Source organism: Bradyrhizobium sp. JR3.5 (assembly GCF_054057015.1).
This window is the reverse complement of sequence record NZ_JBSRYV010000002.1, coordinates 5,602,870-5,628,468: the sequence shown is the minus strand read 5'-3', so window position 1 is coordinate 5,628,468 and position 25,599 is coordinate 5,602,870. Positions and strand designations below refer to the sequence as shown.

At 64.8% G+C, this 25,599-nt stretch carries 14 protein-coding genes and 8 pseudogenes; 13 read left to right on the top strand and 9 right to left on the bottom strand.

Translation table 11 applies throughout. The features are described from left to right. Positions 1 to 6: 6 nt before the first annotated feature. The 3 genes and pseudogenes from ACVWW1_RS43775 to ACVWW1_RS43765 all read right to left on the bottom strand — a co-directional run bounded on the left by ACVWW1_RS43775 (position 7) and on the right by ACVWW1_RS43765 (position 2,674). Positions 7 to 1,558 (bottom strand): annotated as a pseudogene (locus ACVWW1_RS43775) (WS/DGAT/MGAT family O-acyltransferase). Positions 1,559 to 1,616: 58 nt separating this feature from the next. Further along, complete coding sequence (locus tag ACVWW1_RS43770) at positions 1,617 to 2,417, bottom strand: alpha/beta fold hydrolase (protein WP_207836235.1); 801 nt, start codon at positions 2,415 to 2,417, stop codon at positions 1,617 to 1,619. Further along, positions 2,417 to 2,674, bottom strand: a complete 258-nt coding sequence (locus tag ACVWW1_RS43765; protein WP_092125001.1) for a DUF6489 family protein — start codon at positions 2,672 to 2,674, stop codon at positions 2,417 to 2,419. The genes ACVWW1_RS43770 and ACVWW1_RS43765 overlap by 1 nt, the downstream gene beginning before the upstream one ends. Positions 2,675 to 3,072: 398 nt before the next feature. Here ACVWW1_RS43765 and ACVWW1_RS43760 point away from each other — a divergent pair. The 12 genes and pseudogenes from ACVWW1_RS43760 (at position 3,073) to ACVWW1_RS43705 (ending at position 16,810) form a co-directional block, all read left to right on the top strand. Continuing rightward, positions 3,073 to 4,672 (top strand): annotated as a pseudogene (locus tag ACVWW1_RS43760) (ABC transporter substrate-binding protein). 103 nt (positions 4,673 to 4,775) lie between these two features. Next, a pseudogene (locus tag ACVWW1_RS43755) lies at positions 4,776 to 5,757 on the top strand (ABC transporter permease). An 11-nt stretch (positions 5,758 to 5,768) separates the two neighbouring features. Next, entirely contained in the window at positions 5,769 to 6,731 is a 963-nt protein-coding gene (locus ACVWW1_RS43750) for an ABC transporter permease (RefSeq protein WP_456660163.1), read from the top strand. Beyond that, entirely contained in the window at positions 6,728 to 7,711 is a 984-nt protein-coding gene (locus ACVWW1_RS43745) for an ABC transporter ATP-binding protein (RefSeq protein ID WP_212311228.1), read from the top strand. Before ACVWW1_RS43750 ends, ACVWW1_RS43745 begins: the two co-directional genes overlap by 4 nt. Next, the gene (locus ACVWW1_RS43740; RefSeq protein ID WP_456660162.1) at positions 7,708 to 8,703 is read left to right on the top strand and encodes an ABC transporter ATP-binding protein; all 996 of its coding nucleotides are present in this window, start codon (positions 7,708 to 7,710) and stop codon (positions 8,701 to 8,703) included. Before ACVWW1_RS43745 ends, ACVWW1_RS43740 begins: the two co-directional genes overlap by 4 nt. A gap of 100 nt (positions 8,704 to 8,803) precedes the next feature. Then, a pseudogene (locus ACVWW1_RS43735) lies at positions 8,804 to 10,610 on the top strand (gamma-glutamyltransferase family protein). Positions 10,611 to 10,619: 9 nt separating this feature from the next. Beyond that, positions 10,620 to 11,330 carry a DUF1028 domain-containing protein gene (locus ACVWW1_RS43730; protein ID WP_207836226.1) on the top strand — a complete coding sequence of 237 codons (711 nt, stop codon included), beginning with the start codon at positions 10,620 to 10,622 and terminating at the stop codon, positions 11,328 to 11,330. Beyond that, the gene (locus ACVWW1_RS43725; RefSeq protein WP_456660161.1) at positions 11,327 to 12,316 is read left to right on the top strand and encodes an ABC transporter ATP-binding protein; all 990 of its coding nucleotides are present in this window, start codon (positions 11,327 to 11,329) and stop codon (positions 12,314 to 12,316) included. Before ACVWW1_RS43730 ends, ACVWW1_RS43725 begins: the two co-directional genes overlap by 4 nt. Further along, positions 12,313 to 13,395, top strand: a complete 1,083-nt coding sequence (locus ACVWW1_RS43720; protein WP_456660160.1) for an ABC transporter ATP-binding protein — start codon at positions 12,313 to 12,315, stop codon at positions 13,393 to 13,395. The genes ACVWW1_RS43725 and ACVWW1_RS43720 overlap by 4 nt, the downstream gene beginning before the upstream one ends. Before the next feature lie 33 nt (positions 13,396 to 13,428). Then, positions 13,429 to 14,940, top strand: coding sequence for an ABC transporter substrate-binding protein (locus ACVWW1_RS43715; RefSeq protein WP_456660159.1), 1,512 nt, complete (start codon positions 13,429 to 13,431; stop codon positions 14,938 to 14,940). Positions 14,941 to 14,971: 31 nt separating this feature from the next. Beyond that, positions 14,972 to 15,914 (top strand): annotated as a pseudogene (locus tag ACVWW1_RS43710) (ABC transporter permease). A 4-nt stretch (positions 15,915 to 15,918) separates the two neighbouring features. Beyond that, a pseudogene (locus ACVWW1_RS43705) lies at positions 15,919 to 16,810 on the top strand (ABC transporter permease). A 136-nt stretch (positions 16,811 to 16,946) separates the two neighbouring features. On the opposite strand, the pseudogene cnbZ reads toward ACVWW1_RS43705, so the two are convergent. From cnbZ to ACVWW1_RS43675, 6 genes and pseudogenes are all read right to left on the bottom strand, one after another. Beyond that, positions 16,947 to 17,692 (bottom strand): annotated as a pseudogene (gene cnbZ / locus ACVWW1_RS43700) (2-amino-5-chloromuconate deaminase CnbZ). A gap of 192 nt (positions 17,693 to 17,884) precedes the next feature. Next, positions 17,885 to 20,986 carry a multidrug efflux RND transporter permease subunit gene (locus ACVWW1_RS43695; RefSeq protein WP_456660158.1) on the bottom strand — a complete coding sequence of 1,034 codons (3,102 nt, stop codon included), beginning with the start codon at positions 20,984 to 20,986 and terminating at the stop codon, positions 17,885 to 17,887. Positions 20,987 to 21,068: 82 nt separating this feature from the next. Then, positions 21,069 to 22,264, bottom strand: a pseudogene (locus ACVWW1_RS43690) (efflux RND transporter periplasmic adaptor subunit). Between the two features lies 1 nt (position 22,265). Next, the gene (locus ACVWW1_RS43685; protein WP_456660157.1) at positions 22,266 to 22,967 is read right to left on the bottom strand and encodes a TetR/AcrR family transcriptional regulator; all 702 of its coding nucleotides are present in this window, start codon (positions 22,965 to 22,967) and stop codon (positions 22,266 to 22,268) included. Positions 22,968 to 23,031: 64 nt separating this feature from the next. Next, positions 23,032 to 23,622, bottom strand: a complete 591-nt coding sequence (locus ACVWW1_RS43680) for a thiamine pyrophosphate-dependent enzyme (protein ID WP_207836206.1) — start codon at positions 23,620 to 23,622, stop codon at positions 23,032 to 23,034. Further along, entirely contained in the window at positions 23,619 to 24,152 is a 534-nt protein-coding gene (locus ACVWW1_RS43675; RefSeq protein ID WP_456660156.1) for a phosphonopyruvate decarboxylase, read from the bottom strand. The genes ACVWW1_RS43680 and ACVWW1_RS43675 overlap by 4 nt, the downstream gene beginning before the upstream one ends. A gap of 205 nt (positions 24,153 to 24,357) precedes the next feature. On the opposite strand from ACVWW1_RS43675, the gene ACVWW1_RS43670 reads away from it, so the two are divergent. After that, the gene (locus ACVWW1_RS43670) at positions 24,358 to 25,581 is read left to right on the top strand and encodes a cytochrome P450 (protein ID WP_456660155.1); all 1,224 of its coding nucleotides are present in this window, start codon (positions 24,358 to 24,360) and stop codon (positions 25,579 to 25,581) included. Positions 25,582 to 25,599 lie beyond the last annotated feature (18 nt).

Here is a 25,599-nt window from a genome sequence, read left to right as displayed (position 1 = left end):
GGATTCCTATTCGGCCGCGCCCTTGATGTCGGCAGGCGGCGGCGCGAACGCCGCCTCAAGTGCATCGAATTCGAGCGGCAGCATGTCGCACATCACCTGCACATGCGGAATGATGTTGGCACCGACGATGAAGCCGAAATCAAGCTGATCTCGGTAGCTCTGCACGGTGATGTTGAGCGCGATCCCGTGGGTCGAGATCGAGACCGGGAAGATGTGCAGCAGCTCTGCGCCAGCCGCGTACAGCGTCTGCCGCGGACCCGGCACGTTCGACACCGTGATGTTGGTGGCTGGCGGCAGCACATTGGACAGGTCGGATCGGCTGTAGAGCAGCGCCATGACCTGTACCAGAATCGGCGCGCCGAGCAGCGAGATATTGGAGACCTGCGGCACCAGGGCGCGCAGCGGATGCGACATCTCCTTGGACTTGGTGGATTGCGCGATGATGGTTTCGAGCCGCTTCTTCGGGTCCTCGACGTCGGTCGCGATCGAGCAGATCATGCCGAACACCTGGTTGTTGGATTCGGCGTTGCCTTCCTCGCGCAGCGAGATCGGCACGCCTGCCGTCAGCGACTTGTTCGGCAGCGCGCCCTGGCTGATCAGATAGCGCCGCACCACGCCCGAGGCGAGCGCCAGCACGACGTCGTTGAGCTTGCCGCCCGATGCTTTCGCCAGCGCCTTGGCGCGCGACAGCGAGATCGAGGTGCCGGCAAAGCTGCGCTCCGACGAGATCGCCTTGTTGAGGATGGTCGGCGGCGAGGACATCGCTTGCAGACTCTCGCGCGACCTGGGATCGGCGATCTTGGCGACCACGTCGGACAGGCTCTTGAGCACGGTCGGCATGGAGCCCGCGAACTTCACCGCGCTCTCGATCTGGAACATGGCGTTGTCGAACAGGATCGAGCCGAGGTCGCTCTTGCCGGAGCGCGGCAGTTCCAGGCTCTTTTGCGCGGCGGCGGCCGCCTCGAACGGCTGTGTCCAGAGCTGCTGATAGGCGTCGATCAAATTGGCCGCGATGTCGCGCGGCTCCTGCGCGACCTTTTTGGCACTCGGCGGATCGATCTGCCGCGGCACCGGCGTGAGGTCGTAGATCATGCTGGTCAGCGCCGCGCCGGCGCCACCGTCGATGCAGGCGTGGTGCATCTTGGAATAGAGCCCGATCTCGTTGTCCTTCATGCCCTCGAAGACGTAGAACTCCCAGAGCGGGCGGGCGCGGTTCAACAGCTTGGCGTGCATCCAGCCGGACGATGCGCTCCAGCGTCGCGCGGTCGTGCGGCGCAGGCAGGCTGGCGCGAAAGATGTGGCGGTCGATGTCGAACTGGTCGTCCTCGACCCAGGACGGGTGATCGATGTCGAGCGGCGCCTTCTGCAGGCGCGCCTTGAGGATCGGCGCGATGTGCAGCCGCGAGGCGATCATCGCCTTGAACTCCTCGAAGAAGTCGCCCTTGTAGCCGTCGGGCAGCCGGAAGATCGCCATGCTGCCGACATGCATCGGCATTTCCGGCGTTTCCAGATACAGAAACGATGCGTCCAGCGAGGACAGCTTTTTGGCGTCGCTCATGGTCTCCTCCCGAGAGCCAACTCACGCGGGCGCCTTGGCGGCGCTTCTCGTCGTCTGGTTAGGATAGTGCCTGTTCTGCCGGCCCATAGGCAATGGCAAAGGGGCCCGAGCGGTCAAAATGCCGGAACTCCCCTTCCGGCTGTGCCAGCCGGTCGGCGATCGCCCACAGCGCCGCGGGGTTGACGCCGAGGCCGAGATGGCTGGCCAAATGCACCTCGATGTTCTCGGCGGTCGCCGACGGCCGTACCCGTGAGGTCCGCCAATTCACGATGCCGTCGGTGCGGGAATAGATCGAGGTTGCCGGCACCGGCATGTCGCCGGCGATCGCCGCGCGAATCTCGGGAATATCGTCCACCCCCTCGCCGGACAGCAGCTCGTACAGCCGGGTCGCGTTGGTGGCGCGGATATCGTCGGCGAACGGGCTGCCCAGCGTGATGATGGAGCGCACCAGCTCGGGCATCTGCGACGCCAGGTCGCGCGCATAGACGCCGCCGAGGCTCCAGCCGATGATCGAGACCTTGCGCCCCGACGCCTCATGGACCCGCTTCAGCAGGTCGCGCAGCGCACTTCGCCTGCTGGAGATCCCGCCGAAATTGCGGCCCATGTTCCAGGCGTAGGCGTCATAGCCGAGCTCCTTCAGATAGCGCCGCATCGGCGCCATCGAAAGGTCGCTGGCGAGGAAGCCGGGCAGCGCCAGCACCGGATGACCGTCGCCCTTCGACGCCTGCATCAGCAGGGGCGACAGCAGCAGGCTCGAATTCAGCTCGAGCACGCCGCGCGCTTCCGCCAGCATCAGGAACAGGCTGGGCGGACGCAACCGGCGTTCGGTCGCATCGACGCTCCGTTTCGCGGCCGCCATTATTTCTTGTCCTTCTTGCCCGCGCCGCCGCCGAAGCCGGCCATCGCCACGAACATGTCCTGGAAGCGCTCGGCGAGCTTGGGATCGAAGGTGAACCAGCTTTGCAGCAACGCTTCCGGCGAAACCTTGTCGATGTTCGACAGCATCTGCTGTTGCAGCCTGTCCATCACCGCGTTCTGCATCGGTGCCACGTCCGGCAGGCCGAAGAACTGCCGCGCTTCAAGGGGCGTACAATCTATCTCGACGTTGACCTTCATATCCGCCTCCTCAAATGCGCCTGGCCCGCCTCAGTATCGCCGGGACGGGGTCGGTCACGCAAGCGAGCCGTACCTGCCCCGATGGATAGTCGGCCTCAATCATCGGTTATGGTCAACCAAACCGTTTGGAACGACGGCTCCAAACCGTTTGGAGCGACCGGCGTCAGCCGGGCTCGCGAGCGATCATTCGTGTGACCGGCAAGCAGCACTCCGAAAGTCGAATGTCACGCGCCCGCGCCAACCGCCTACTCTCCCAGCGCATTCATTGCGCTGCACCCGCGCGAACCGATTACCCTTTGGCAAATCGCGCTTGCGCGGCCGGTAAACTCTGGCAACATGCATCAATAATACCAGCCGGACAAAGCAGCCGGCGGACAAAAACGGGGACGCGGGATCACATGTCGGTACGTTGGAGTTTGTTTGCGGCGACTGCCGTCGCGCTGGTCGCCCTTGCCTTGCCGGCATCGGCGCAGACATTGAAATATGCCAATCAGGGCGAGCTGAAGTCGCTGGATCCGTACACGCTGAAGGAAACCACGACGATCGCGCACCACGCCCACGTCTACGAAGGCCTCACCGCGCGCGACAAGGACCTCAAGATCATTCCGGCGCTGGCGGAAAGCTGGGAGACGCTGAGCCCGACCAAATGGCGCTTCCACCTGCGCAAAGGCGTGAAATTCCACAATGGCGATCCCTTCACCGCCGACGACGTGCTGTTCTCCGCCGACCGCGTCCGCGCCAAGGGCTCCAATTTCCTCAGCAACGTCCCGGCCGACGCCAAGTTCACCAAGGTCGACGACTACACGGTCGACGTGACGCTGGACTCGCCCAATCCCATCCTGACCTCACAGTGGGATAGCTGGTACATCATGGACAAGAAGTGGTGCGAGGAGAACAACGCCGTCGCACCGACGCCTGCCTCCGCGACCACGCCGAGCTACGCGGCGCTGCACGAGAACGGCACCGGCCCCTTCACGATCGAGAGCCACCAGCCCGGCGTGAAGACCGTGTTCAAGGCGTTTCCAGGCTATTGGCGCAAGCCCGAGCATAATCTCCAGGAGATCATCATTCACCCCGATCGGCTCCGACGCCACCCGCGTTGCGGCGCTGCTCTCGGGCGAGGTCGATGTCATCGAGCCGGTTCCGCTGCAGGACATCCAGCGCGTCAATTCCAGCGGCGTCGCCACCGTCATGACCGCGCCGGAGATCCGCACTATCTTCATCGGCATGGACATGGCGCGCGACGAGCTGCTGTACTCCAACGTCAAGGGCAAGAATCCGTTCAAGGACATCAAGGTCCGCGAAGCCTTCTACAAGACGATCGACGTCGATCTGATCAAGACCCGCGTCATGCGCGGCATGTCGACGCCCTCGACGCTGATGATCGCGCCCGAACTCTATCCGCTGTCGAAGGAGTTCACCCGGCCGAAGCTCGATCCCGATGGCGCCAAGAAGCTGCTGGCCGAGGCCGGCTATCCGAACGGCTTCGAAGTCACGATGGATTGCCCGAACGACCGCTACGTCAACGACGCTGCGATCTGCCAGGCGGTGGTCGGCATGCTGGCCCGCATCGGCGTCAAGGTGAACCTGCTGGCGCAGCCGAAGGCACAGTATTTCGCCAAGGTGCTGAAGCCCGGCGGCTACCAGACCTCGTTGTTCATGCTGGGCTGGACGCCTGCGACATCGGATTCCCACAACGTGCTGCACGACATCCTCGGCTGCCGCGACGATCCGAAGGACTCCACCCGAGGCGAAGCCAATCTCGGCGGCTACTGCAACAAGGAAGTCGACGCGCTCGCCGACAAGGTTCTGGTCGAGACTGACACTGCCAAGCGCGACCAGTTGATCAAGCAAGCCTACGAGATCGTCATCAAGGATTACGGCTACATTCCGCTGCATCAGCAACCGCTGGTGTGGGGCGTGTCGAAAAAGGTCAAATTGACCCAGCGCGCGGACAATCAGGTGCTGCTCTACTGGGCGACCAAACAAGGTGAATAGTGGCTCTAGCGAATTGGGTCCCGGAAGCGCAGGCTTCCGGGACCTCTCGTTTTCCGGTCGCGCAAAGCCGCGCGCCGGATGTCAAAAGCAGTGAAAGGTAGAGATGCTCGCTTTCACTCTTCGCCGCGTGCTGCAGGCGATCGGCGTGATGCTCGCCGTAGGCGTCATTGCGTTCGCGATGTTCCGCTTCGCCGGCGATCCGGTGAGCCAGATCGTCTCGATCGACACCTCGGCCGCGCAGCGCGCTGAAATCCGGCGCTCGCTCGGCCTGGATGATCCCGTGCTGGTGCAGTTCGGCCGCTACTTCATCAATGCGCTGCAGTTCAAGTTCGGCGTGTCCTACCAGTTCCGCCTGCCGGTCTCATCGCTGCTGGCGGAACGGCTGCCGGCGACGCTCGAGCTTGCGATCTGCGCGACGCTGTTCGCCATGGTCGCCGGCATCCTGATGGGGGTCTATTCGGCGCTGCGCCGCGACACCGTGCTCGCCAAATTATTCCAGGCAGTATCGCTGATCGGCATTTCGCTGCCGACCTTCCTGATCGGCATCCTGCTGATCTATCTGTTCGCGGTTGACCTTGGGCTGGCTGCCCTCCTTCGGCCGCGGAGAGGTGGTGAAGCTCGGCTGGTGGACCACCGGATTGCTCACCGTCTCCGGCCTGAAGGCGCTGATCATGCCGGCGATCACGCTCGGACTGTTCCAGATGACCCTGATCATGCGGCTGGTGCGCGCCGAAATGCTGGAAGTGCTGCGGACCGACTATATCCGCTTCGCCCGCGCCCGCGGGCTGACCACGCGCGCGATCCATTTCGGCCACGCGCTGAAGAACACCCTGGTTCCGGTGATTACGGTCGCCGGCCTGCAGTTTGGCTCGGTTATTGCTTTCTCGATCATCACCGAAACCGTGTTCCAATGGCCGGGCATGGGGCTTCTGTTCGTGCAGGCCGTGCAAAACGTCGATATCCCGATCATGGCCGCGTATCTGTTGATGGTCTCGCTGATCTTCGTCACCATCAATCTCGTGGTCGACATCCTCTACACCGTGGTCGATCCGCGCTTGCGCTCGACCATCGGCCGCGCGGCGTGAGGGGGCAACCGATGTCCGACGCCGTCGTCCCCCATCGCTCCGAAGATCACCCGCAGGCGCCTGCCGGCTGGTTCGGGCGCGCGCTCGACAGCGACATCCTCTATTCGTTCCGCCGTTCCAGGCTGACGATGGTCGCCGCCGTGATCACGCTGTTGTTCTTCCTGCTGGCGATCTTTGCGTCGTGGCTTGCGGTGCAAAACCCGTTCGATCCGGCGCAGCTGCAGCTGATCAACTCGCGGATCGCGCCGCTGTGGACCGCCGACGGCCAGAGTCCGTTCCTGCTCGGCACCGACGAGCAGGGCCGCGACGTGCTCTCGGCGATCCTCTATGGCCTTCGCATCTCGCTTGCGGTCGGCGTTGCCGGCGTGGTCTTCGCCGGCGCGCTCGGGATCGCCCTCGGGCTGGTCGCCGGTTATTTCGGCGGCGTGGTCGACAGCGTGATCATGCGGATCGCCGACGTCCAGCTCACCTTCCCGGCGATCCTGATCGCGCTCCTCGTCAACGGCGTCGCCAAATCGCTGCTCGGCAACCGGCTCGACGAAATGAGCACGTTCGGCGTGCTGATCATCGCGATCGGCCTCAGTTTCTGGGTGCAATATGCCCGCACCGTGCGCGGCTCGGTCATGGTCGAGAAGAACAAGGACTACGTGGCGGCGGCGCAGCTGATCGGCCTGCCGGCGCCGAAGATCATGCTGCGGCACGTGCTGCCGAACACGATGGGCCCGATCCTGGTCATCGCCACCATCAACCTCGCGCTCGCGATCATCACCGAGGCGACGCTGTCGTTCCTCGGCGCCGGCATGCCCGACACCATGCCCTCGCTCGGCACCCTGATCCGGATCGGCAACAACTACCTGTTTGCCGGCGAATGGTGGATCGTCGCCTTTCCAGGTATCGCACTGGCTGGCCTGATCCTCTCCATCAATCTGCTCGGCGACTGGCTGCGCGACGCGTTGAACCCAAGGCTCCGATGACCCAGCCTGTTCTCTCCGTGCGCAATCTCGAGGTGGAATTCGTCACCCGCCGCGCGACCTTGCGCGCCATCAACGGTGTGTCGTTCGACATCGCCAAGGGCGAGGTGCTCGGTGTGGTCGGCGAGTCCGGCGCCGGCAAGTCGGTCACCGGGCTTGCGGTGATCGGGCTGATCGATCCGCCCGGCCGCATCTCCGGCGGCCAGATCGAGCTGTCGGGCACGCGGATCGACCATCTTCCGCCGGAAGAAATCCGGCGCATCAGGGGCAAGCGGATCGGCATGATCTTCCAGGACCCGCTGACCAGCCTCAATCCGCTCTACCGGATCGGCGACCAGATCATCGAGACGATTCGCACCCACACCAATCTGAGCGAAAGCGCCGCGCGCCGGCGCGCCATTGATCTGCTCGCCGAGGTCGGCATCCCCGCGCCGGAGAAGCGCATCGACGGCTACCCGCACGAATTCTCCGGCGGCATGCGCCAGCGCGTTGTCATCGCGCTTGCGATCTGCGCCGAGCCCGAGCTGATCATCGCCGACGAGCCGACCACCGCACTCGATGTCTCGGTGCAGGCGCAGATCATCACGCTGATCAAGCGGCTCGGCCGCGACCACGGCACCGCCGTGATGCTGGTGACCCACGACATGGGCGTGATCGCCGAGACCTGCGACCGCGTCGCGGTGATGTATTCCGGCCGCATCGCCGAGATCGGCCCGGTGCAGGAGGTGGTGCGCAACCCGCTGCATCCTTACGCCAGGGGCTTGATGGGCGCGATCCCGACCCTCGCAGGCGAGGACAAGCGCCTGGTGCAGATCCCGGGCTCGATGCCGCGGCTGTCGGCAATCCCACCGGGCTGCCCGTTCAATCCGCGCTGTGCGTTTGTCTTCGATCGCTGCCGCGTCGAACGCCCCGAGCCGATCCGGCAGGGCACCCAATCCGTCGCCTGCCATCTGTTCGAGCCGGCGAAGGAGACGGCGGCATGAGCGGGACATTGATCGAGGTCAAGAACCTGCGCCGCGTCTTCGACGTCTCGAAGCCATGGCTCAACCGCGTGATCGAGGGCGGCCATCTTGAATTCCTCAAGGCCGTCGACGGCGTCAGCTTCGATATCAAGCGCGGCGAGACGTTTGCGCTGGTCGGCGAATCCGGCTCCGGCAAGACCACGGTCGCGCGCATGGTCGTCGGCCTGTTGCCGCCGAGCTCGGGCGAAGTCGTCATCGACGGCGTCTCGATGACCGATCCGCGGCAGGCGCAGGCGCGCCGCCGGCTGCGCCGGCGTATCCAGATGGTCTTTCAGGATCCCTATGCCAGCCTCAATCCGCGCTACCGGGTCGCCGCCATCGTGGCCGAGCCGATCCGCGCCTTCGACCTGATCGAGGGTGAACGCGACATCAAGGCCCGGGTCGGCGAATTGCTCTCGCTGGTCGGCCTGCACCCCGACGACGGCCAAAAATTCCCGCATGAATTTTCCGGCGGCCAGCGCCAGCGCATCGCGATCGCCCGCGCACTGGCGTCGGAAGCCGAGTTCATCGTCTGCGACGAGCCGACCTCGGCGCTCGACGTCTCGGTGCAGGCGCAGATCCTCAATCTGATGCGCGACCTGCAGGACAAATTCGGCCTGACCTATCTGTTCATCAGCCACAATCTCGCGGTTGTCCGCCACATGGCGACCAGGATCGGCGTGATGTATCTCGGCCGCATCGTCGAGATCGCCGAGGGCCGAAAATTGTTCGAGAACCCGCGGATGCCCTACACCAAGATGCTGCTCGGCGCGGTTCCGGACCTTGCGATGTCCGGCCGCCAGCGCATCCCGGTCAAGGGTGAGATCCCCAACCCGATCGATCCGCCGCGGGGCTGCGCGTTCAATCCGCGCTGTCCCCTCGCCTTCGATCTCTGCCGCGAGAAGGCGCCGGAACTGATCGACGGCGTCGCCTGCCACGCCGTCAACAGCCCTGCCGCCGCCGTTCCGGCATGATCACGCGGATGGGAGCGGCCATGTCCACCAAGCGGTTGGCATACCAGCCCGCCTGTGATCAAGTGCGCGCGCCACAAGACCTAGCCGGAAGCGCAGCCCCATGAGCAACGTCAACCCCGATCCATTCACCACAAGGCCCGAGATCGAGGGCACCTTCGGCGTCGTCACCTCGACCCACTGGATCGCGACCGCTGTCGGCATGGCGGCATTGGAGAAAGGCGGCAACGCCTTCGACGCCGGCGTTGCGGCGGCGTTCACGTTGCAGGTGGTCGAGCCGCATCTGAACGGCCCCGGCGGCGACGTCCCGCTCATCGTGCACGACGTCAAGCGCGGCAAAACCGAAGTGATCTGCGGCCAGGGACCGGCGCCGGCGAAAGCGACGATCGCGCATTATCGCAGCGAAGGCCTCGAAATGGTGCCGGGCACCGGCCTGCTCGCGGCCTGTGTGCCCGGCACGTTCGAAACCTGGATGCTGCTGCTGCGCGACTACGGCACGATGAAGCTGCGCGACGTGCTGGAGCCCGCGATCGCCTATGCCCGCGACGGCCATCCGCTGGTCGAGCGCGCCTCCGCCACCATCAAGACCGTCGAGCAGCTGTTCCGGAAATACTGGCTCACGTCGGCCGAGGTCTATCTGCCTGGTGGCGAGGTGCCGAAGCCCGGCACCATCTTCACCAACAGGAAGCTCGCGGAGACCTACGCACGCATCCTGACCGAGGCGGAGAGCGCAGGCGGCGACCGCGTAGCGCAGATCGAGCGCGCGCGGCAGGCCTGGTCGAAGGGCTTCGTCGCCGAGGCGATCGACAGATTCTGCCGCACCCAGGAAGTGATGGACGTCTCCGGCTCGCCGCATCGCGGCGTGCTGTCGGCCGACGACATGGCGCGCTGGCAGCCGACCATCGAGGCGCCGCTGACCTACGATTACGGCCGCTACACCGTTCAGAAATGCGGTGTCTGGAGCCAGGGTCCGGTGATGCTGCAGCAGCTCGCGCTGCTGAAGGGTTTTGAGCTCGACGGGCTCGATCCCGCAGGCCCCCGACTTCATCCATCTGCAGATCGAAGCCGCCAAGCTTGCCTATGCCGATCGCGAGACGTTCTACGGCGATCCCAAGTTCACTGAGATCCCGATCGAAACGCTGCTGTCCGATGCCTATAACAACGAACGGCGCAAGCTGATCTCGAAAGACCACGCTTCGCTCGATTTCCGCCCCGGCTCGGTCACAGGTTTCGGCGGCGTCGTGAAGCTGCGGCACGCCGAAGGGCATCGCGAAGCGGTCGGCGCCATGGGCGCGGGCGAACCGACGGTCGGCCGGTTCGGCGAGGTGCGCGGCGACACCGTGCATTTCGACATCATCGACAAGGCCGGCAACATGATCTCGGCGACGCCGTCCGGCGGCTGGCTGCAATCCTCGCCGGTGATTCCCGAGATCGGCTTCTGCCTCGGCAGCCGCGCCCAGATGTTCTGGCTGGAGGAGAATCACCCTGCCTCGCTGGCGCCGGGCAAGCGGCCGCGCACCACGCTGTCGCCGACGATGGCGTTGCGCGACGGCGAGCCGTATCTCTCCTGGGGCTCGCCGGGCGGCGACCAGCAGGATCAGTGGATCACGCAGTTCTTCCTGCGCCATGTCCACGCCAAGCTCAATTTGCAGGAGGCGATCGACGCGCCGGCCTGGCACTCCGAGCATTTCCCGATCTCGTTCTGGCCGCGCACCTCGCGCCCCGGCGTGCTGGTGCTGGAAAATCGCGTGCCGAAATCGACCATCGACGAGTTGAAGCGCCGCGGCCATGTGGTGGAGATTGGCCCGGATTGGTCGGAAGGCCGCCTCACCGCGGCCTCGAAGGTCGGCCCCCGCCGCCGCGCCGCCGCCAACCCGCGCGGCATGCAGGGTTACGCTGCGGGCCGCTAGAGGTTTCGGATGACCTGGTCGATCATCGCCCGCGACAGCGCCACCGGCCAGCTCGGCATCGCCGTCGCGACGCGGTTCTTCGCGGTCGGCGCGCTCGTGCCGCACATTGCACCGGGGATCGGCGCCATTGCGACGCAGGCGCTGGTCAATCCCTATTACGGCATCGACGGCCTCGTGCTGCTGCGCGACGGCAAGAGCCCGCACGAGACGATCGCGGCGCTGCTCGCGCGTGACGGCGGCCGCGAGAGCCGGCAGGTGCATGTCATGGACAGCAAGGGCCGGATCGCTGCCCATTCGGGCAAGGATTGCATCGACTGGTTCGGTCATATCGCCGGCGACGGCTTCTCGATCGCCGGCAACATGCTGGCCGGGCCCGCCGTACTCGACGAGACCGCGCGCGTCTATGCCGCGAACGAGAAGCTGCCGTTCGCGGAGCGGCTGATCAAGGCGATGTTCGCCGGCGAAGCGGCCGGCGGCGACAAGCGCGGCAAGCAATCTGCGGCCCTTCTGATCCACGGAACCGAGCAATGGCCGTTGCTCGACCTGCGGGTCGACGACCACGCCGATCCCTTGCGCGAGTTGGAGCGGCTGGAAGCGGTCAGCCGCGAACACTGGGTGCCGTTCCGGAGCTTCATGCCGACCCGCGACAACCCGGCCGGAACCAGCGACCGCACCAAGATCGACGCCGGCATCGCAGCGGCATCGAAGAGCCGCAAATGACCGCCAGGCCGCTGATCGAGATCGAGGGCCTGCGCGTCACCTTCCACGGCGACGACGGCCGCATGACGCATGCCGTCGACAGCGTGGACCTTTCCGTCGCCAACGGCGCCACGCTCGGCCTGGTCGGCGAGTCCGGCTGCGGCAAGAGCGTCACCTCGCTTGCGATCATGGGGCTGTTGCCGAAGCAGTCGGCCGCGGTCTCCGGCGCGATCCGCTTCGACGGCTTCGACCTGCTCGACGTGCCGGATGCGACGCTGCGCGACCTGCGCGGCAATCGGCTCGCGATGATCTTCCAGGAGCCGATGACTTCGCTCAACCCGAGCTTCACCATCGGCGACCAGATCGCAGAGACCATTTTGCGCCACCGTGGCGGCTCGCGGCGCGCGGCGCGCGAGCGCACCATCGAGCTGCTGCGCCGCGTGCACATCCCCTCGCCCGAGAAGCGCATCGACGAATATCCGCACAAGCTGTCCGGCGGCATGCGCCAGCGCGTGATGATCGCGATGGCGCTGGCCTGCGATCCGCAGCTCTTGATCGCCGACGAGCCGACTACCGCGCTCGACGTCACGCTGCAGGCCCAGATCCTCGATCTGATGCGCGAGCTGAAGGCCGCGAGCGGGGCTGCGATCATCCTGATCACCCACGATCTCGGCGTCGTCGCCGAGGTCTGCGACGAGGTCGCGGTGATGTATGCGGGTGAGATCGTCGAGCGCGCCCCCGTCGACGAGCTGTTTGCCAATCCGCAGCATCCCTACACGGTCGGCCTGCTCGGCTCGATCCCGCGGCTCGACCGCCGCACCAGTCATCTCGCCACCATCGAGGGCATGGTGCCGAACATGGCGAATCCGCCGGTTGGATGCCGCTTTGCCGCGCGCTGCCCGTTCGTGGAGGATGCCTGCACCCGCTCGCCGCCGCCACTCGCGCTGCTGAGCGCGACCCACGCCTCGCGCTGCATCCGCGCGCCCTTGGAGCGGCTGGTATCATGACCGCGCTGCTCGAGGTCGAAGGGCTGGTGAAGCATTTCGTCGCCGAACGCTCGGTGTTCGGCCGGCCGACCGCTTATGTGAAGGCGGTCGACGGCGTCAGCTTCACGGTCGAGGCCGGCAAGACGCTGGCGCTGGTCGGCGAATCCGGCTGCGGCAAATCAACCGTCAGCCGCCTGGTGCTGCGGCTGATCGAGCCGGACGCCGGACGGATCCGCTTCGAAGGTCGCGACCTCGGCGCGCTCAATGCCGAGCAATTGCGCGCGTTCCGCCGCGACGCGCAGCTGATCTTCCAGGACCCCTACGCCTCGCTCAACCCGCGCATGACGGTGAGCCAGATCCTGACCGAGCCGCTGGCACTGCACAATCTCGTCCCGGCGGCGGGACGCCGTGAGCGGGTCGAGGAGCTGTTGCGTCTGGTCGGGCTCGAGCCGCGCTTCGCCCGCCGCTATCCGCACGAATTCTCCGGCGGCCAGCGCCAGCGCATCGCGATTGCCCGTGCGCTCGCGGTCGAGCCGAAGCTGATCGTCTGCGACGAGCCGGTGTCGGCGCTCGATGTCTCGATCCGCTCGCAGATATTGAACTTGCTGCGCGACCTGCAGGATCGCCTGAAGCTCGCCTACATCTTCGTCTCGCACGATCTGGCCGTCGTCAAACATATCGCCGACCGCGTGGCCGTGATGAATCTCGGCACCATCGTCGAGACCGCGGAGGCGCAAGCGCTGTTCGCCGCGCCGCGCCATCCCTACAGCCGCGCGCTGTTGTCGGCGATCCCGGTGCCGAAGCCGCGTGCCAGGCGCAGCCGCATCGTGCTGGAGGGCGAGCTGCCGAGCGCGCTCAATCCACCCTCGGGCTGCCGCTTCCATACCCGCTGCCCCTATGTGATCACGCGCTGCCGCAGCGAAGTGCCGCAGTTGCGCGAAGATGGCACCGGATATGCAACGGCCTGTCACCGAACGGGCGAGCTGCCCGGCGCGGAGGCGATCGTGCCGTCCGATGGCGGGTTCTCACCGACACTGGAAAAGCTGGTGGCGGCGTTCAATACGGCGGAAGCCTCGGGGCGGCCCGGGGTTGTTTCGTAAGGAACAAATGCGCAGGGGATTAAGGGGTTGGCGATGAGATTTTGGCGCTTGGCGGTCCTGATGGCAGCACTCGTGACCTGGTGCGGAACGAGCGCGCGTGCCGAGACCACACTTCGCATCGGGCTCGCCGAGGATCCCGACATCCTCGATCCTTCAATCGGACGCACCTATGTCGGCCGCATCGTCTTTTCGGCCTTCTGCGACAAGCTGTTCGACATTGACGAGAAGCTGAATATCGTTCCGCAGCTCGCGCTGTCCTACGAGAACTCGGCCGACGGCAAGGAGATGACGATCAGGCTGCGGCCGGGCGTCAAGTTCCACGACGGTGAGCCGTTCGACGCCGAAGCCGCCAAATTCTCGCTGGAGCGCCATCTGACGCTGCCGACCTCGTTTCGCAAACCGGAACTGGCCGCGCTCGACCATGTCGACGTCGTCGATCCCCTGACTATCAAACTGGTACTCAAGACGCCCTACTCGCCGCTGATCGCCCAGTTGACCGACCGCGCCGGCATGATGGTCTCGCCGAAGGCGGTCAAGGAGGCGGGCGACAAATTCGGGCTGCATCCGGTCTGCGCCGGTCCCTACAAGTTCGTCGAACGCGTGCAGCAGGACCGCATGGTGTTCGAGAAATTTGCCGATTACTGGAACAAGGACAACGTCTTCATCGATCGCATCGTGTTCCTTCCTATCGTCGACGCCACGGTGCGGCTCGCCAATCTGAAATCCGGTGGGCTCGATCTGATCGAGCGCGTGCTCGCCACCGACATCAAGGACGTCCGCGCCGACAAGCGGCTCGTGCTGTCGACCGCGCCCGAACTCGGCTATCTCGGCCTCACCATCAACATCGGCAACGACAAGAGCAAGGGGCCGCTCAGCCAGTCGGAAAAGGTGCGCCAGGCGCTCGACCTGTCGATTGACCGCGAGGCGCTCAACCAGGTCGTCTTCAACGGCGAGTTCACGCCGGGCAATCAGTGGGTCAGCCCGACGCATCCTTACTATCAGAAGGCGTTTCCGGTTCGGGGACGCGACCTTGCCAAGGCCAAGGCGCTGCTGAAGGAGGCCGGTGTCACGCTGCCCGTCGCCATCGACTACATGGTCCCCAAAGGGGCCGAGAACGAGGCCGTGGCCCAGGTCGTGCAGTCGATGGCGGCCGAAGCCGGCTTCGACATCAAGATCCGCGTGGTCGAATTTGCGACGACCTTCAAGCAGGCCCAGGCCGGCGAATTTCAGGTGTTTCAGATCAACTGGAGCGGCCGGATCGATCCTGACGGCAATTCCTATGTCTTCCTGCACACCAAGGCGCCGCAGAACGACGGCGGCTATTCCAACGCGGAAGCTGACAAGCTGATGGAAGATGCGCGGCTGATCAACGATCCTGTCCAGCGCAAGGCGATCTACGAGAAGATGACCAAGATCGTGCTCAATGACGAGCCCATCATCTACATCTATCACCGCACACTCCTGATCGCGCACACCACCAAGGTCGAGGGTTACCGGCAGATGCCGGATGGATTGGTGCGCGTGGTCGGGCTGAAATTGAAATGATCGCCACAGCGCAGGGCACGCGGGGCCGCCAATGCTGAACTTCCTCGCCAAGCGGCTGGTTCAGCTGATCCCGACGCTGTTCTTCGTCTCGCTCCTGATCTTCTCGCTGCAACACCTGCTGCCCGGCGATCCGGCACTCGTGATGGCCGGCGAGGAACGCGATCCGGCCGTCATCGAACAGATCCGCCAGCAGTATCACCTGGATCGAGCGATCCCGGTGCAATATGCCTATTGGGTCAAGGGCGTGCTGATGGGCGACTTCGGCGAGTCCCTGCGCAACAAGATGCCGGTGTCGAGCCTGATCGCGCAGAAGCTGCCGGTTACCATGCAAATCGCCGGCATGGCGATCGTGGTCGCCTTCCTGATCGGCATTCCCGCTGGCATCATTTCGGCGGTGAAGAAAGGTACCGCCTGGGATTACGGCGCCAATCTGTTCGCGCTGTGGGGTATCTCGACGCCGAATTTCTGGCTCGGCATCATGCTGATCTTCCTGTTCTCCGTCGAACTTGGCTGGCTGCCGGCCTCCGGCTACGTGCCGCTCAGCGAAAACTGGCGCGCCAGCCTCGCCGCATCCGTCATGCCCGCCTTCGTGCTCGGCAATGCAATCGCCGCGGTCCTGATGCGGCATACACGAAGCGCCATGCTGCAGGTGCTCGAGAGCGACTATGTCCGCACCGCGCGCGCCAAGGGCCTGTCCGAGCGTACGGTGATCCTCAAGCATGCGATGCGCAACGCGCTGACGCCGATCATCACGCTCGGCGCGCTCGAGCTTGGCACGCTGCTGTCGGGCGCAGTCCCTCACCGAGCAGATCTTCTCGATCCCGGGCTTCGGCAAGCTGATCGTCGATGCCGTGTTCAACCGCGACTATGCGGTCGTGCAGGGCGTGGTGCTGACCACGGCGACGATCTACATCACGCTCAACCTGATCGCCGACATCGCCTACATCCTCGTCAATCCGCGGCTGAGAGGCTGACTGGATGACCGACGCCGTGCTCAGCACATCAGCTTCGCTTGCCGCCGCCGAGACACTGGAGAGCCCGGCCCGGCGCGCCGGGCGGCGGCTGATCCGGCGCAAGGGTGCCGTGCTCGGGCTCGCCGTGATCGCGCTCTTTGTTCTGCTCGCCGTCTTCGCGCCGCTGATCGTGCCCTATGATCCGATCGCGACGAGCTGGTCGCTGGTCCGCAAGGCGCCGTCGATGCAGCACTGGTTCGGCACCGATGAGCTCGGCCGCGACGTGCTCGCCCGCGTCGTGTTCGGCGCCCGCGCCTCGCTGCTTGCCGGCGTCATCTCGGTCAGCATCGCGCTTGCGATCGGCGTGCCGCTCGGACTGCTCGCCGGCTATCGCGGCGGCTTCATCGACGCACTGATCAGCCGCATCACCGATGCGATGCTGGCCTGCCCGTTCCTGATCCTGGCGATCGCGCTCGCTGCCTTTCTCGGGCCGAGCCTCGGCAATGCGATGATCGCGATCGGCGTCTCGGCGACCCCGATCTTCATCCGCCTGACCCGCGGCCAGGTGATGAGCGTCAAGGTCGAGGACTATGTCGAGGCGGCGCGCGCCATGGGCAATCCGCGCTGGCGCATCGCGCTGGTCCACATCCTGCCGAATATCCTGCCGGCGCTCTTGGTGCAGGCCACGCTGTCGATCGCCGCCGCGATCATCGCCGAGGCCGCGCTGTCCTTCCTCGGCCTCGGCCAGCAGCCGCCGGCACCGTCCTGGGGCAGCATGCTCAACGCCGCGCAGCGCTTCCTGACCAGCGCGCCATGGATGGCGATCTGGCCGGGGCTTGCGATCTCTCCTGGTCGTGCTGTCGTTCAACCTGGTCGGCGACGGCCTGCGCGACGCGCTCGATCCGAAGGCGCGGTGAATATCTCACCGTCATGCTGAGGAGGCCGCGCGGCGGCCGTCTCGAAGCATGACGGCCCGACTGTGGCCGTGCATCCTTCGAGACGCCGCTTCGCGGCTCCTCAGGATGACGGGTCTCACAGACCGCATCTCTCGATCTAAATCACCACTTCCCTTGGCACCCTCCTGCAATCCATCTCGTATTCGAGATCGACGACCGGCGGGCGGCAGAAGTGCCAGGTCAGGCCGGAGCGCGTGGCGCCGCGGCGGACCAGCTCGTCTGATATCACGGGATGGATGTCGTGCACGGTGTAGGCCTGCACTGCCGTCGTCTCCTGCCAGCCGAAGCTGAACTCCGCAAGACGGCGCTCCATCTCGCCGGTGGTGAAGCGGACCTTCTCCCGCCATGCGCCGGGGCTGAGATCGCGGTAGCAAACGATGCGGTCGGGGTCTAGCTGGCAGTGCCACTGCGGGCTTCGGCGCCGCCCGCGATCACGAAGGACGGCGACGTGCTCGTGCTCGGCTGCGTGAACGAGAACGCGTAAAACGACGGCTCGGCCGGCGGATCGATCTCGGGACAAACATTGCTGCGCGCCACCGGATTGATGGTGCCGTCGAACAGGCCCCATTCGGCGAGCGTCTTGACATAGTGCTGGTTGAAGGCGCGGAAGCCGTCCTCGGTAAAGGCGGCCGGCGAACGCAGTTCGCAGGCGCAGAACGAGGTCAGCGGCCGGCCGGCGTCCTTGATGTAGGCCGCAATGCGCGCAAAACCTTCCGCAAGCGGCACCAGGCGATCGAAGCGCACCCGCTCGATCTCATAGCCGGCGTTCGCCTGCGCACCGCTTGAATATTGGAACACGGCCGGAATGAACCGGTAATTGCCCGCCGCGAATTCGCTCGCCATGCCTGTTTCCTCCAGATCTTGTGAGGAGCATAGCGCTTTCGAGCGAATTGGGTCTCCCGGTTCGCGTGAAGAAAACGCGTCAAACCAAAGGGTCTTCTGCCCATCCATCAGTGAAGGCTATCACGAGACAAAGAAAAGGCGGCAGTGGCTTTCGCCAGTGCCGCCTTTCCCGCGAGCATGAGCTTGGAGGGCTCAGGTCGGTTTCAGTGCGCCCTCGCGGCCGTCGAGTTCGTAGTCGGCGATCTGCTTGGCACGCTCGGACCGGGCCGCAGCCTGGTGATCAGTCGCAATCGTCATGTAGACGGCCGGCAGCACGAACAGGGTGAACAGCGTGCCGATCGTCATGCCGGCGACGACGACAAGCCCGATCGAGAAGCGGCTGGCAGCGCCGGCGCCCGAGGCGGTGAGCAGCGGCAGCAGGCCGGTGACCATGGCCGCCGTCGTCATCAGGATCGGACGCAGACGAATCCGGGCCGACATCTCGATCGCCGAACGGCGGTCCAGTCCCTCCTTGAGCTGCAGCTCGTTGGCGAACTCCACCATCAGGATGCCATGCTTGGTGATCAGTCCGACCAGCGTCAGCAGGCCGACCTGGGTGTAGATGTTCATGGTGGCGACGCCGAAGAACAGCGGGATCAAGGCGCCGACGATCGCCATCGGCACGCTGATCATGATCACGAACGGATCGCGCAGGCTCTCGAACTGCGCCGCCAGCACCAGGAAGATGATGATGATGGCGAACGCGAAGGTGACCAGCAGCTGGTTGCCTTCGTGGACGTACTGCCGGGAGTCGGCCAGGAAGTCGTAGCTGAAGCCGGACGGCAGCTTCTTGGCTTCACCTTGCAGGAACTCCACCGCCTGCCCCATCGAAACGCCGGGCATCGGCACGGCCTGGAAGGTCGACGAGTTGAGCTGGTTGTAGTGGGTCAGCGCGTTCGGATCGACGCCGGTCTCGACCGTAACCACGGTCGACAGCCGCACCAGCTGCCCGGTCGTGGTCGGGACGTAGTAGTTGTCGAACGATTCCGGTGCGAGCCGGCTGGCGCGCGGCACCTGCGGGATCACCTGATAGGAGCGTCCTTCGAGGTTGAAGCGGTTGACGTAGTTGCCGCCCAGCAGCGTCGCCAGCGCGCCACCGATCGACTGCATGGTGATGCCGAGGTCGCTCGCCTTGGAGCGATCGACCTTCACCCGGACCACCGGCTGGTTGAAGTCGAGGTCACTGTCGGTGACGATGAACAGGCCGCTCTTGCGCGCAGCATCCTTCAGCTTGCTCATCTGGTCGAACACCTGCTGGAATCCGGCCGTCGAAGAGATCACCATCTGCACCGGCAGACCGCCGGGTCCGCCGGGCAACGGCGGCAGGCTGAACGCGAATGCGCTGACGCCCTCGATCTTCGACAGCTCGGCCTGCACCAGCGGCTGCAGCGTCTGGGCCGAGCGCTTGCGCTCATCCCACGGCTTGAGCAGCATGCCGGCGAAGCCGCCCTGCGGACCGGTGATGCCGTTCAGGATGAACCGCAGGTCGGTCTCCGGGAACTTCTTGAACTCCTTGTCCATCTTGTCGCCGTAGAAATCGATGTAGTCGATGTTGGCGTATTTCGGCGCCTTGGTCACCGCGAACACGATGCCCTGGTCTTCCTGCGGCGCCAGCTCCTTCTGGATATGCATGTAGAGGAAGCCGACCAGACCGAGGATGGTCACGGCGAACAGGGCCGTGATCGGGCGGTAGTCAAGCGAACGGTCGAGCTGGCGGCCATAGGCGCGCGTCAACGCGCCGAACACGCGATTGACCAGCCTGGCGAAACGCCCCTCTTCCGCGCTCTTGAGGAACACCGAGCACATCATCGGCGACAGCGTCAGCGCGATCACACCCGACACGATCACCGAACCTGCCAGCGTGAAGGCGAATTCGCGGAACAGCGTGCCGGTGACGCCGCCGAGGAAGCCGATCGGCGCGTACACCGCCGCCAGCGTGATCGTCATCGAGACGACCGGGCCCACGATCTCGCGCGCACCTTTCAGCGATGCCTGCACCGGTGGCAGGCCCTCCTCGAGATGTCGATGGATGTTCTCCACCACCACGATGGCGTCGTCGACCACGAGGCCGATCGCCAGCACCATCGCCAGCAGCGTCAGCAGGTTGAAGCTGAAGCCCGCGGCCAGCATCAGGATGCAGACGCCGATCAGCGACAGCGGAATGGTAACGACGGGGATGATCACCGAGCGGAGCGACGCCAGGAACAGGAAGATGACGACGACGACGATCAACACCGCTTCAGTCAGCGTCTTCTCGACCTCGTCGATCGACGATTGGATGAACTTGGTGGAGTCGTAGGCCACCTTCATCTTCATCGATGGCGGCAGGTTGCGCTCGAGGTCGGGGAACAGCGCGCGGACGCCCTTCACCAGGGTCAGCGGGTTGCCTTGCGGCGTCGCCTTGATGCCGATGAAGATCGCATGCTCGCCGTTGAAGGCGACGCTGGCATCCGTGCTCTGCGCCGCGAGCTCCACCGTCGCGATGTCCTCGATGCGCACAAAGCCGCCATCCTTCGCCTTCACGATCATTCGCTTGAACTGATCGATGTTCTGAAGGTCGGTATTGGCCGAGACGTTCGAGACGATGAAGAAGCCCTTGGTCTGGCCGGCGGCCGCCTGGAAGTTGTTGGCGGCGATCGCAGCCGCAACGTCGTTGGGCGACACGCCGCGTCCGGCCATCCGGTTCGGATCGAGCCAGACACGCATCGCAAAGGTTTGTCCGCCCAAAATGTCGGCCGAAGCGACGCCGTCGACCGTCGAGAGCACCGGCTGCACGACGCGGGTCAGATAGTCCGAGATCGCCGATCCGGTCAGCTCTTCGCTGGAGAAGCCGAGATACATCACGGCGATGGTGTCGCCGGTCGCCTTGCTCACGACCGGATCGAAGGCTTCCTTCGGGATCAGATATTTGACCGAATTGACCTTGGCGAGCACTTCGGTCAGCGCCTGGTTCGGATCGTGATTGAGCTTGACGTAGACCTGGATCGTCGAGGTGCCGAGCACCGAGTTCGACGTCATGTAGTCGACGCCTTCCGCCGAAGCGACGGCCTGCTCGATCGGCGTGGTGATGAAGCCGTTGATCAGCTCGGGCGACGCGCCGGGATATGACGTCGTGATCGTCACGACGGTATTCGACAGATTCGGATATTGCCGGATCGGCAGCACCATCGCCGCGCGCAAGCCGATCAACAGGATCAGCAGGCTGACCACGACCGACAGCACTGGGCGCTTGATGAAAATATCAGTGAAGGCCATCGCCAACTCGATTCGTGTTGTCTGCCGGTTGCGGCAACATGTGGCGGAGGGCCAATCGGCCCTCCGGGTTTCATGATCGGGATTAGTAGCGCGGCGGCTCGGCCGGAACCGGCGGCTGCGGATCGTTCGAGATCGCAACAGCCATGCCCGATTGCAGCTTGATCTGGCCGACGGCCACGACCCTGTCCCCGGCCTTCAGGCCCTTGAGGATTTGGACGCGGCCTTCGACACGGTTGCCCGTCTTCACGAAGGTGCGGTCCGCGGTCAGGCTGGTCTTGCCGTCCTCACCCTTCTTCTCGGTGATCAGGAACACCGAGTCGCCGTACAGCGTGTAGTCGACGGCGGTTTCGGGAATGGTCACGACCGGCGGCTTCTCGGGCAGCACGATCGTGGTGGTCGCGAACATGCCGGGCTTGAGGATGCTTTCCGGATTCTGGATCGTCGCCTGCACCCGGATGTTGCGGGTCTCGGTCGCGATCTGCGGCTCGATGGTGGTGATCTTGCCCTCGAAGGTGCGGCCCGGATAGGCGTCGACCGCGACCCGCACGGCCTGGCCGACCTTGATCTGCGAGCTCTGCTTCTCGGTCACGGTCAGGTTGGCGTACAGCACCGACAAATCCGTCAGCGACACGATCTGCGTGCCGGCCGTCAGATACTGGCCGACTTCGACCTGGCGAACGCCGAGATCGCCTTCGAACGGCGCACGCACCAGCTTCTGGGAGATCAGCGCTTCGGTCTTGGCGATGCCCGCCTTGGTGCCTGGTCGTAGGTCGCCTGCGCCGTATCGACGGTGGACTGCGGCCCGAACTGGCGCGACGCGAGCTGCTTGGCGCGGTCGAGCTGCTGCTCGCCCACGGTCGCCTGCGCCTTGAAACTGGCGAGGTCGCCCTGCTCCGGTGCGTCGAACAACTGCACCAGCGGCGTGCCCGCCTTCACATGGCTGCCGGCGGTGAACAGGATCTCGGTGATGCGGCCCGGCACGTCGGTCGTGACATTGACCTGGTGCACGGCGACGAGATCGCCAACGGCGGTCAGCAGATTCGGAATCACCTCGGTCTTCGCCTCGGCGATCGAGACGTTCGACGGCGGCGGCTTATTGTTGGCGAAGAACTGCGCGATCATGTGGCTGCGGAAGGCGTTGAAGCCGACCAGCGCGCCGACCAGCAGGGCCAGCAACAGGCCTACGATGATAAACCAACGCACCAAGCGGACGGGGCGCTTGGCTTGCTTTTCCTTGAGCGGTTGCCCCGAGATGTGGCTTTCGGTCTGGATATTCATGTCATGCACTTTCTGCAGTTACCGACGGTCCTGCGCTCGGCGACGGCTGGCGGCCCAAATGAGTTGAAATTGCGGCTTCGGTAAGTCCAATGCCGCGAAGAATGAACTGGCAAAGCTGCCGCTCGGCCGTGGCGGCATCCCCATAGGGGAGACAAGGTGTCGCAGGCAGCTGCGTCAGCGCGCCCATAAGCACGGTATGGTGCGCAAACCAGAACAGGTTGAGCGGCTCGTCGCCGATCCGCGTCGCTTCGCCGGCGGCGATCGCGCTCTCGAGTGAAGCGGCGAAAGTCGGACCGATCAGCTTGCCGACCTTGTCGTAGAGCAAGCGCGCAAACTCGCCGTCGTCGAGATGGCTCGTCACCATCAGCCGCATCCGTTGCGCCTCTTCCTGATCCGGCGCGTCGCGCAGCTGCATGAAATGGCCGACCATGCCCTGCACCAGTTCGATCAGCGTCGCGGTGGAGGGCTCCTGGCCGAGCAGATGCGCGAGATCGGGATCCGCCTCGCACTCTTCGGCAAGGATTTCGGCGTAGAGCGCCGCCTTCGACGGGAAGTGCTTGAACAGCAGCCCTTCCGAAATGGCAGCCGCGGCCGCCACGCTCTTTGTCGTGGTGCCGGCAAAGCCGTTGCGGGCGAAACACCGCTTTGCGGCGCTCAGGATCAACTGACGCCGCAAGTCACTCGTCATGCGTAAGGTAGACATTTGGGTCGTGAGTAATCACTCACTTTACCAAAAGTCAAGGTTCTATTGCACCGCGAAAGTCACTTTATATCGGAGTGTGTCCGATCGACCCTCTGATGCGGTTGACGATGTAGGTGCCGTCGCGGCTGGACAGCACGCGTTCCAGATTGGCCCCATCGATCTTCGCGCTGGCGAACCGCGGTCCCGCCGTAACATCTTGCAAAGACGACGCAAAAGCCTCGACCTCAGCCATCGTGCTGATCGCCCGGCTATCCCCGATTCCGCAGGCTTTGGCAACACCCACGAGATCGGCGGGCCCGCCGGTATGGCTGGCCTGGCCGCCGGTCTCCCCATAAGCCTCGTTGTCGAGCACGATGATCGAGAGGTTTTTCGGCTGCTGCAGCGCGACTGTCGCCAAGCTCCCCATCCCCATCAGCATCTCGCCGTCACCGGTGATCACGACGACCGGCAGCGTCGGCTGGGCCAGCGCGAGACCGAGCCCGATCATCACCGCGCCGCCCATGCCGCCCCAGAGATAGAAGTTGCGGTCGTGGTCGCCGGCCGCGGCGATGTCATACGTGGAGGCACCGAGGCCGCCGATGGCGAAGGCGCCCTTGCGATCCCTCAGCAGTTCGGAAACCACGGCGCGGCGGTCGAGGAGATTGGCTTTGCTCATTTGGTGAAGACCTTTGCCCCGATCAGGCGCTGCGACAGCAGCACTGCGGTTGGCGTGCAGGCGTTATAGGCTTGCGCGGCACCGGCTTCGACGACTTCGCGGACTTCATCAGGACGCGCGGCGCGAAGCACCTTGATCCCCGCCAATTCGAGAATGCCTTGGGTGTTCGAGCCCATCGGCACCTGCCAGGGATTGAACTCGCCCCATTCGCCGCGCATCGTCACCAGCGTGAGGAACGGCAAGCGGAATATCTGCACCAGCGACAGCATGTTGATGCAATTGCCGACCCCGCTCGACTGCATCAGCAGCACGCCGCGCTGGCCGCCGGCCCAGGCGCCCGCGAGCAGCGCTACGCCTTCCTCCTCGGTGGTCAGCGCAATGCCGCGCATCGAGGACGATCCCAGCACGCGCTCGATCAGCTCTGAATGCCCGGCGTCCGGCACGTAGGGCACCTGACGCACCTCGAAGCGTTGCAAGATCGAAAAGATCTCCTCGGGCCAGGAGGCCGCGGTGTCGGCTCGGGCATGCATCGGCGTTTCCGGTCCCTATTATTTAGCCGCGACTGTAGAGGGGCGCGCGCGCTTCATCAAAGTGCAAAACCGCATATGGCTCTGCGATTTACTCGCATCGCGCGGCGCGCGCCGCGCCATTCCCAGTATGCAAATTCTGTTGCGCGGCCACCGCCTGCGGCTTACGATAGTTGCAAATGAAACTAATGTGGGTTGGATATCCGCCATGAACGGGCACGCGCGAGAGCTGGCTGACGGCTTCGACCTGGAAAAGCTGACGCCTGACTTCTATGCGAACCCCTACCCGACCTATCGCGCGCTGCGCGAGTACGCGCCGGTCAAGCGGCTGCCGAACGGCTGCTATTTTCTCACCCGCTACGACGACCTCATCGCCGCCTACAAGAACACCAAGACCTTCTCCTCCGACAAGAAGAAGGAGTTCTTGCCGAAATACGGCAACTCGCTGCTCTACGAGCACCACACGACCAGCCTCGTCTTCAACGACCCGCCGGCGCACACCCGCGTGCGGCGGCTGATCATGGGCGCGTTGTCGCCGCGGGCGATTGCCGGCATGGAGCCGGACCTGATCGCGCTGGTCGACAGCCTGCTCGACCGGATCGCCGCGAAAGACCGCTTCGAGCTGATCGGCGACTTCGCCTCCGCAATCCCGGTCGAGGTGATCGGCAATCTGCTCGACGTGCCGCACGACGAGCGCGAGCCGCTGCGCGACTGGTCGCTGGCGATCCTGGGCGCGCTGGAGCCCGTGATCGCAAAGGACGCATTCGACCGCGGCAACGATGCGGTGAAGGATTTCCTCGCCTATCTCGAAACCCTGGTCGAAAGGCGCCGCGCCAAGCCGGGCAATCCCGAACGCGATGTGCTGACTCGGTTGATCCAGGGTGAGGACAATGGCGAGCGGCTGACCGCGAAGGAATTGCTGCACAACTGCATCTTCCTGCTCAACGCCGGCCACGAGACCACGACCAACCTGATCGGCAACGGGCTGGTGACGCTCACCCAACATCCCGAAGAGAAGCAGCGGCTGATCGCGCAGCCCGACCTGATCAAGACCGCTGTCGAGGAGATGCTGCGCTACGAGAGCTCGAACCAGCTCGGCAACCGGATGATCGTGGAGGAGGCCGAGCTCGGCGGCATCACGATGCCCCCCGGCACGCTGGTCACGCTGTGCATCGGCGCCGCCAACCGCGACCCCGCGCAATTCCCCAACCCGGAAGGCTTCGACGTCGCACGCACGCCGAACCGCCACCTCGCCTTCGGGACCGGCGCGCATCAATGCGCCGGCATGGCGCTGGCGCGCCTCGAAGGCGCCATCGCGATCTCGCGCTTCCTGGCGCGCTTCCCGAACTACGCACTCGACGGCGCGCCGGTGCGCGGCGGCCGGGTGCGCTTCCGCGGTTTTCTCAGCGTGCCCTGCAGCATCAGCGCATGAATTGTCCCCTGCGAATTA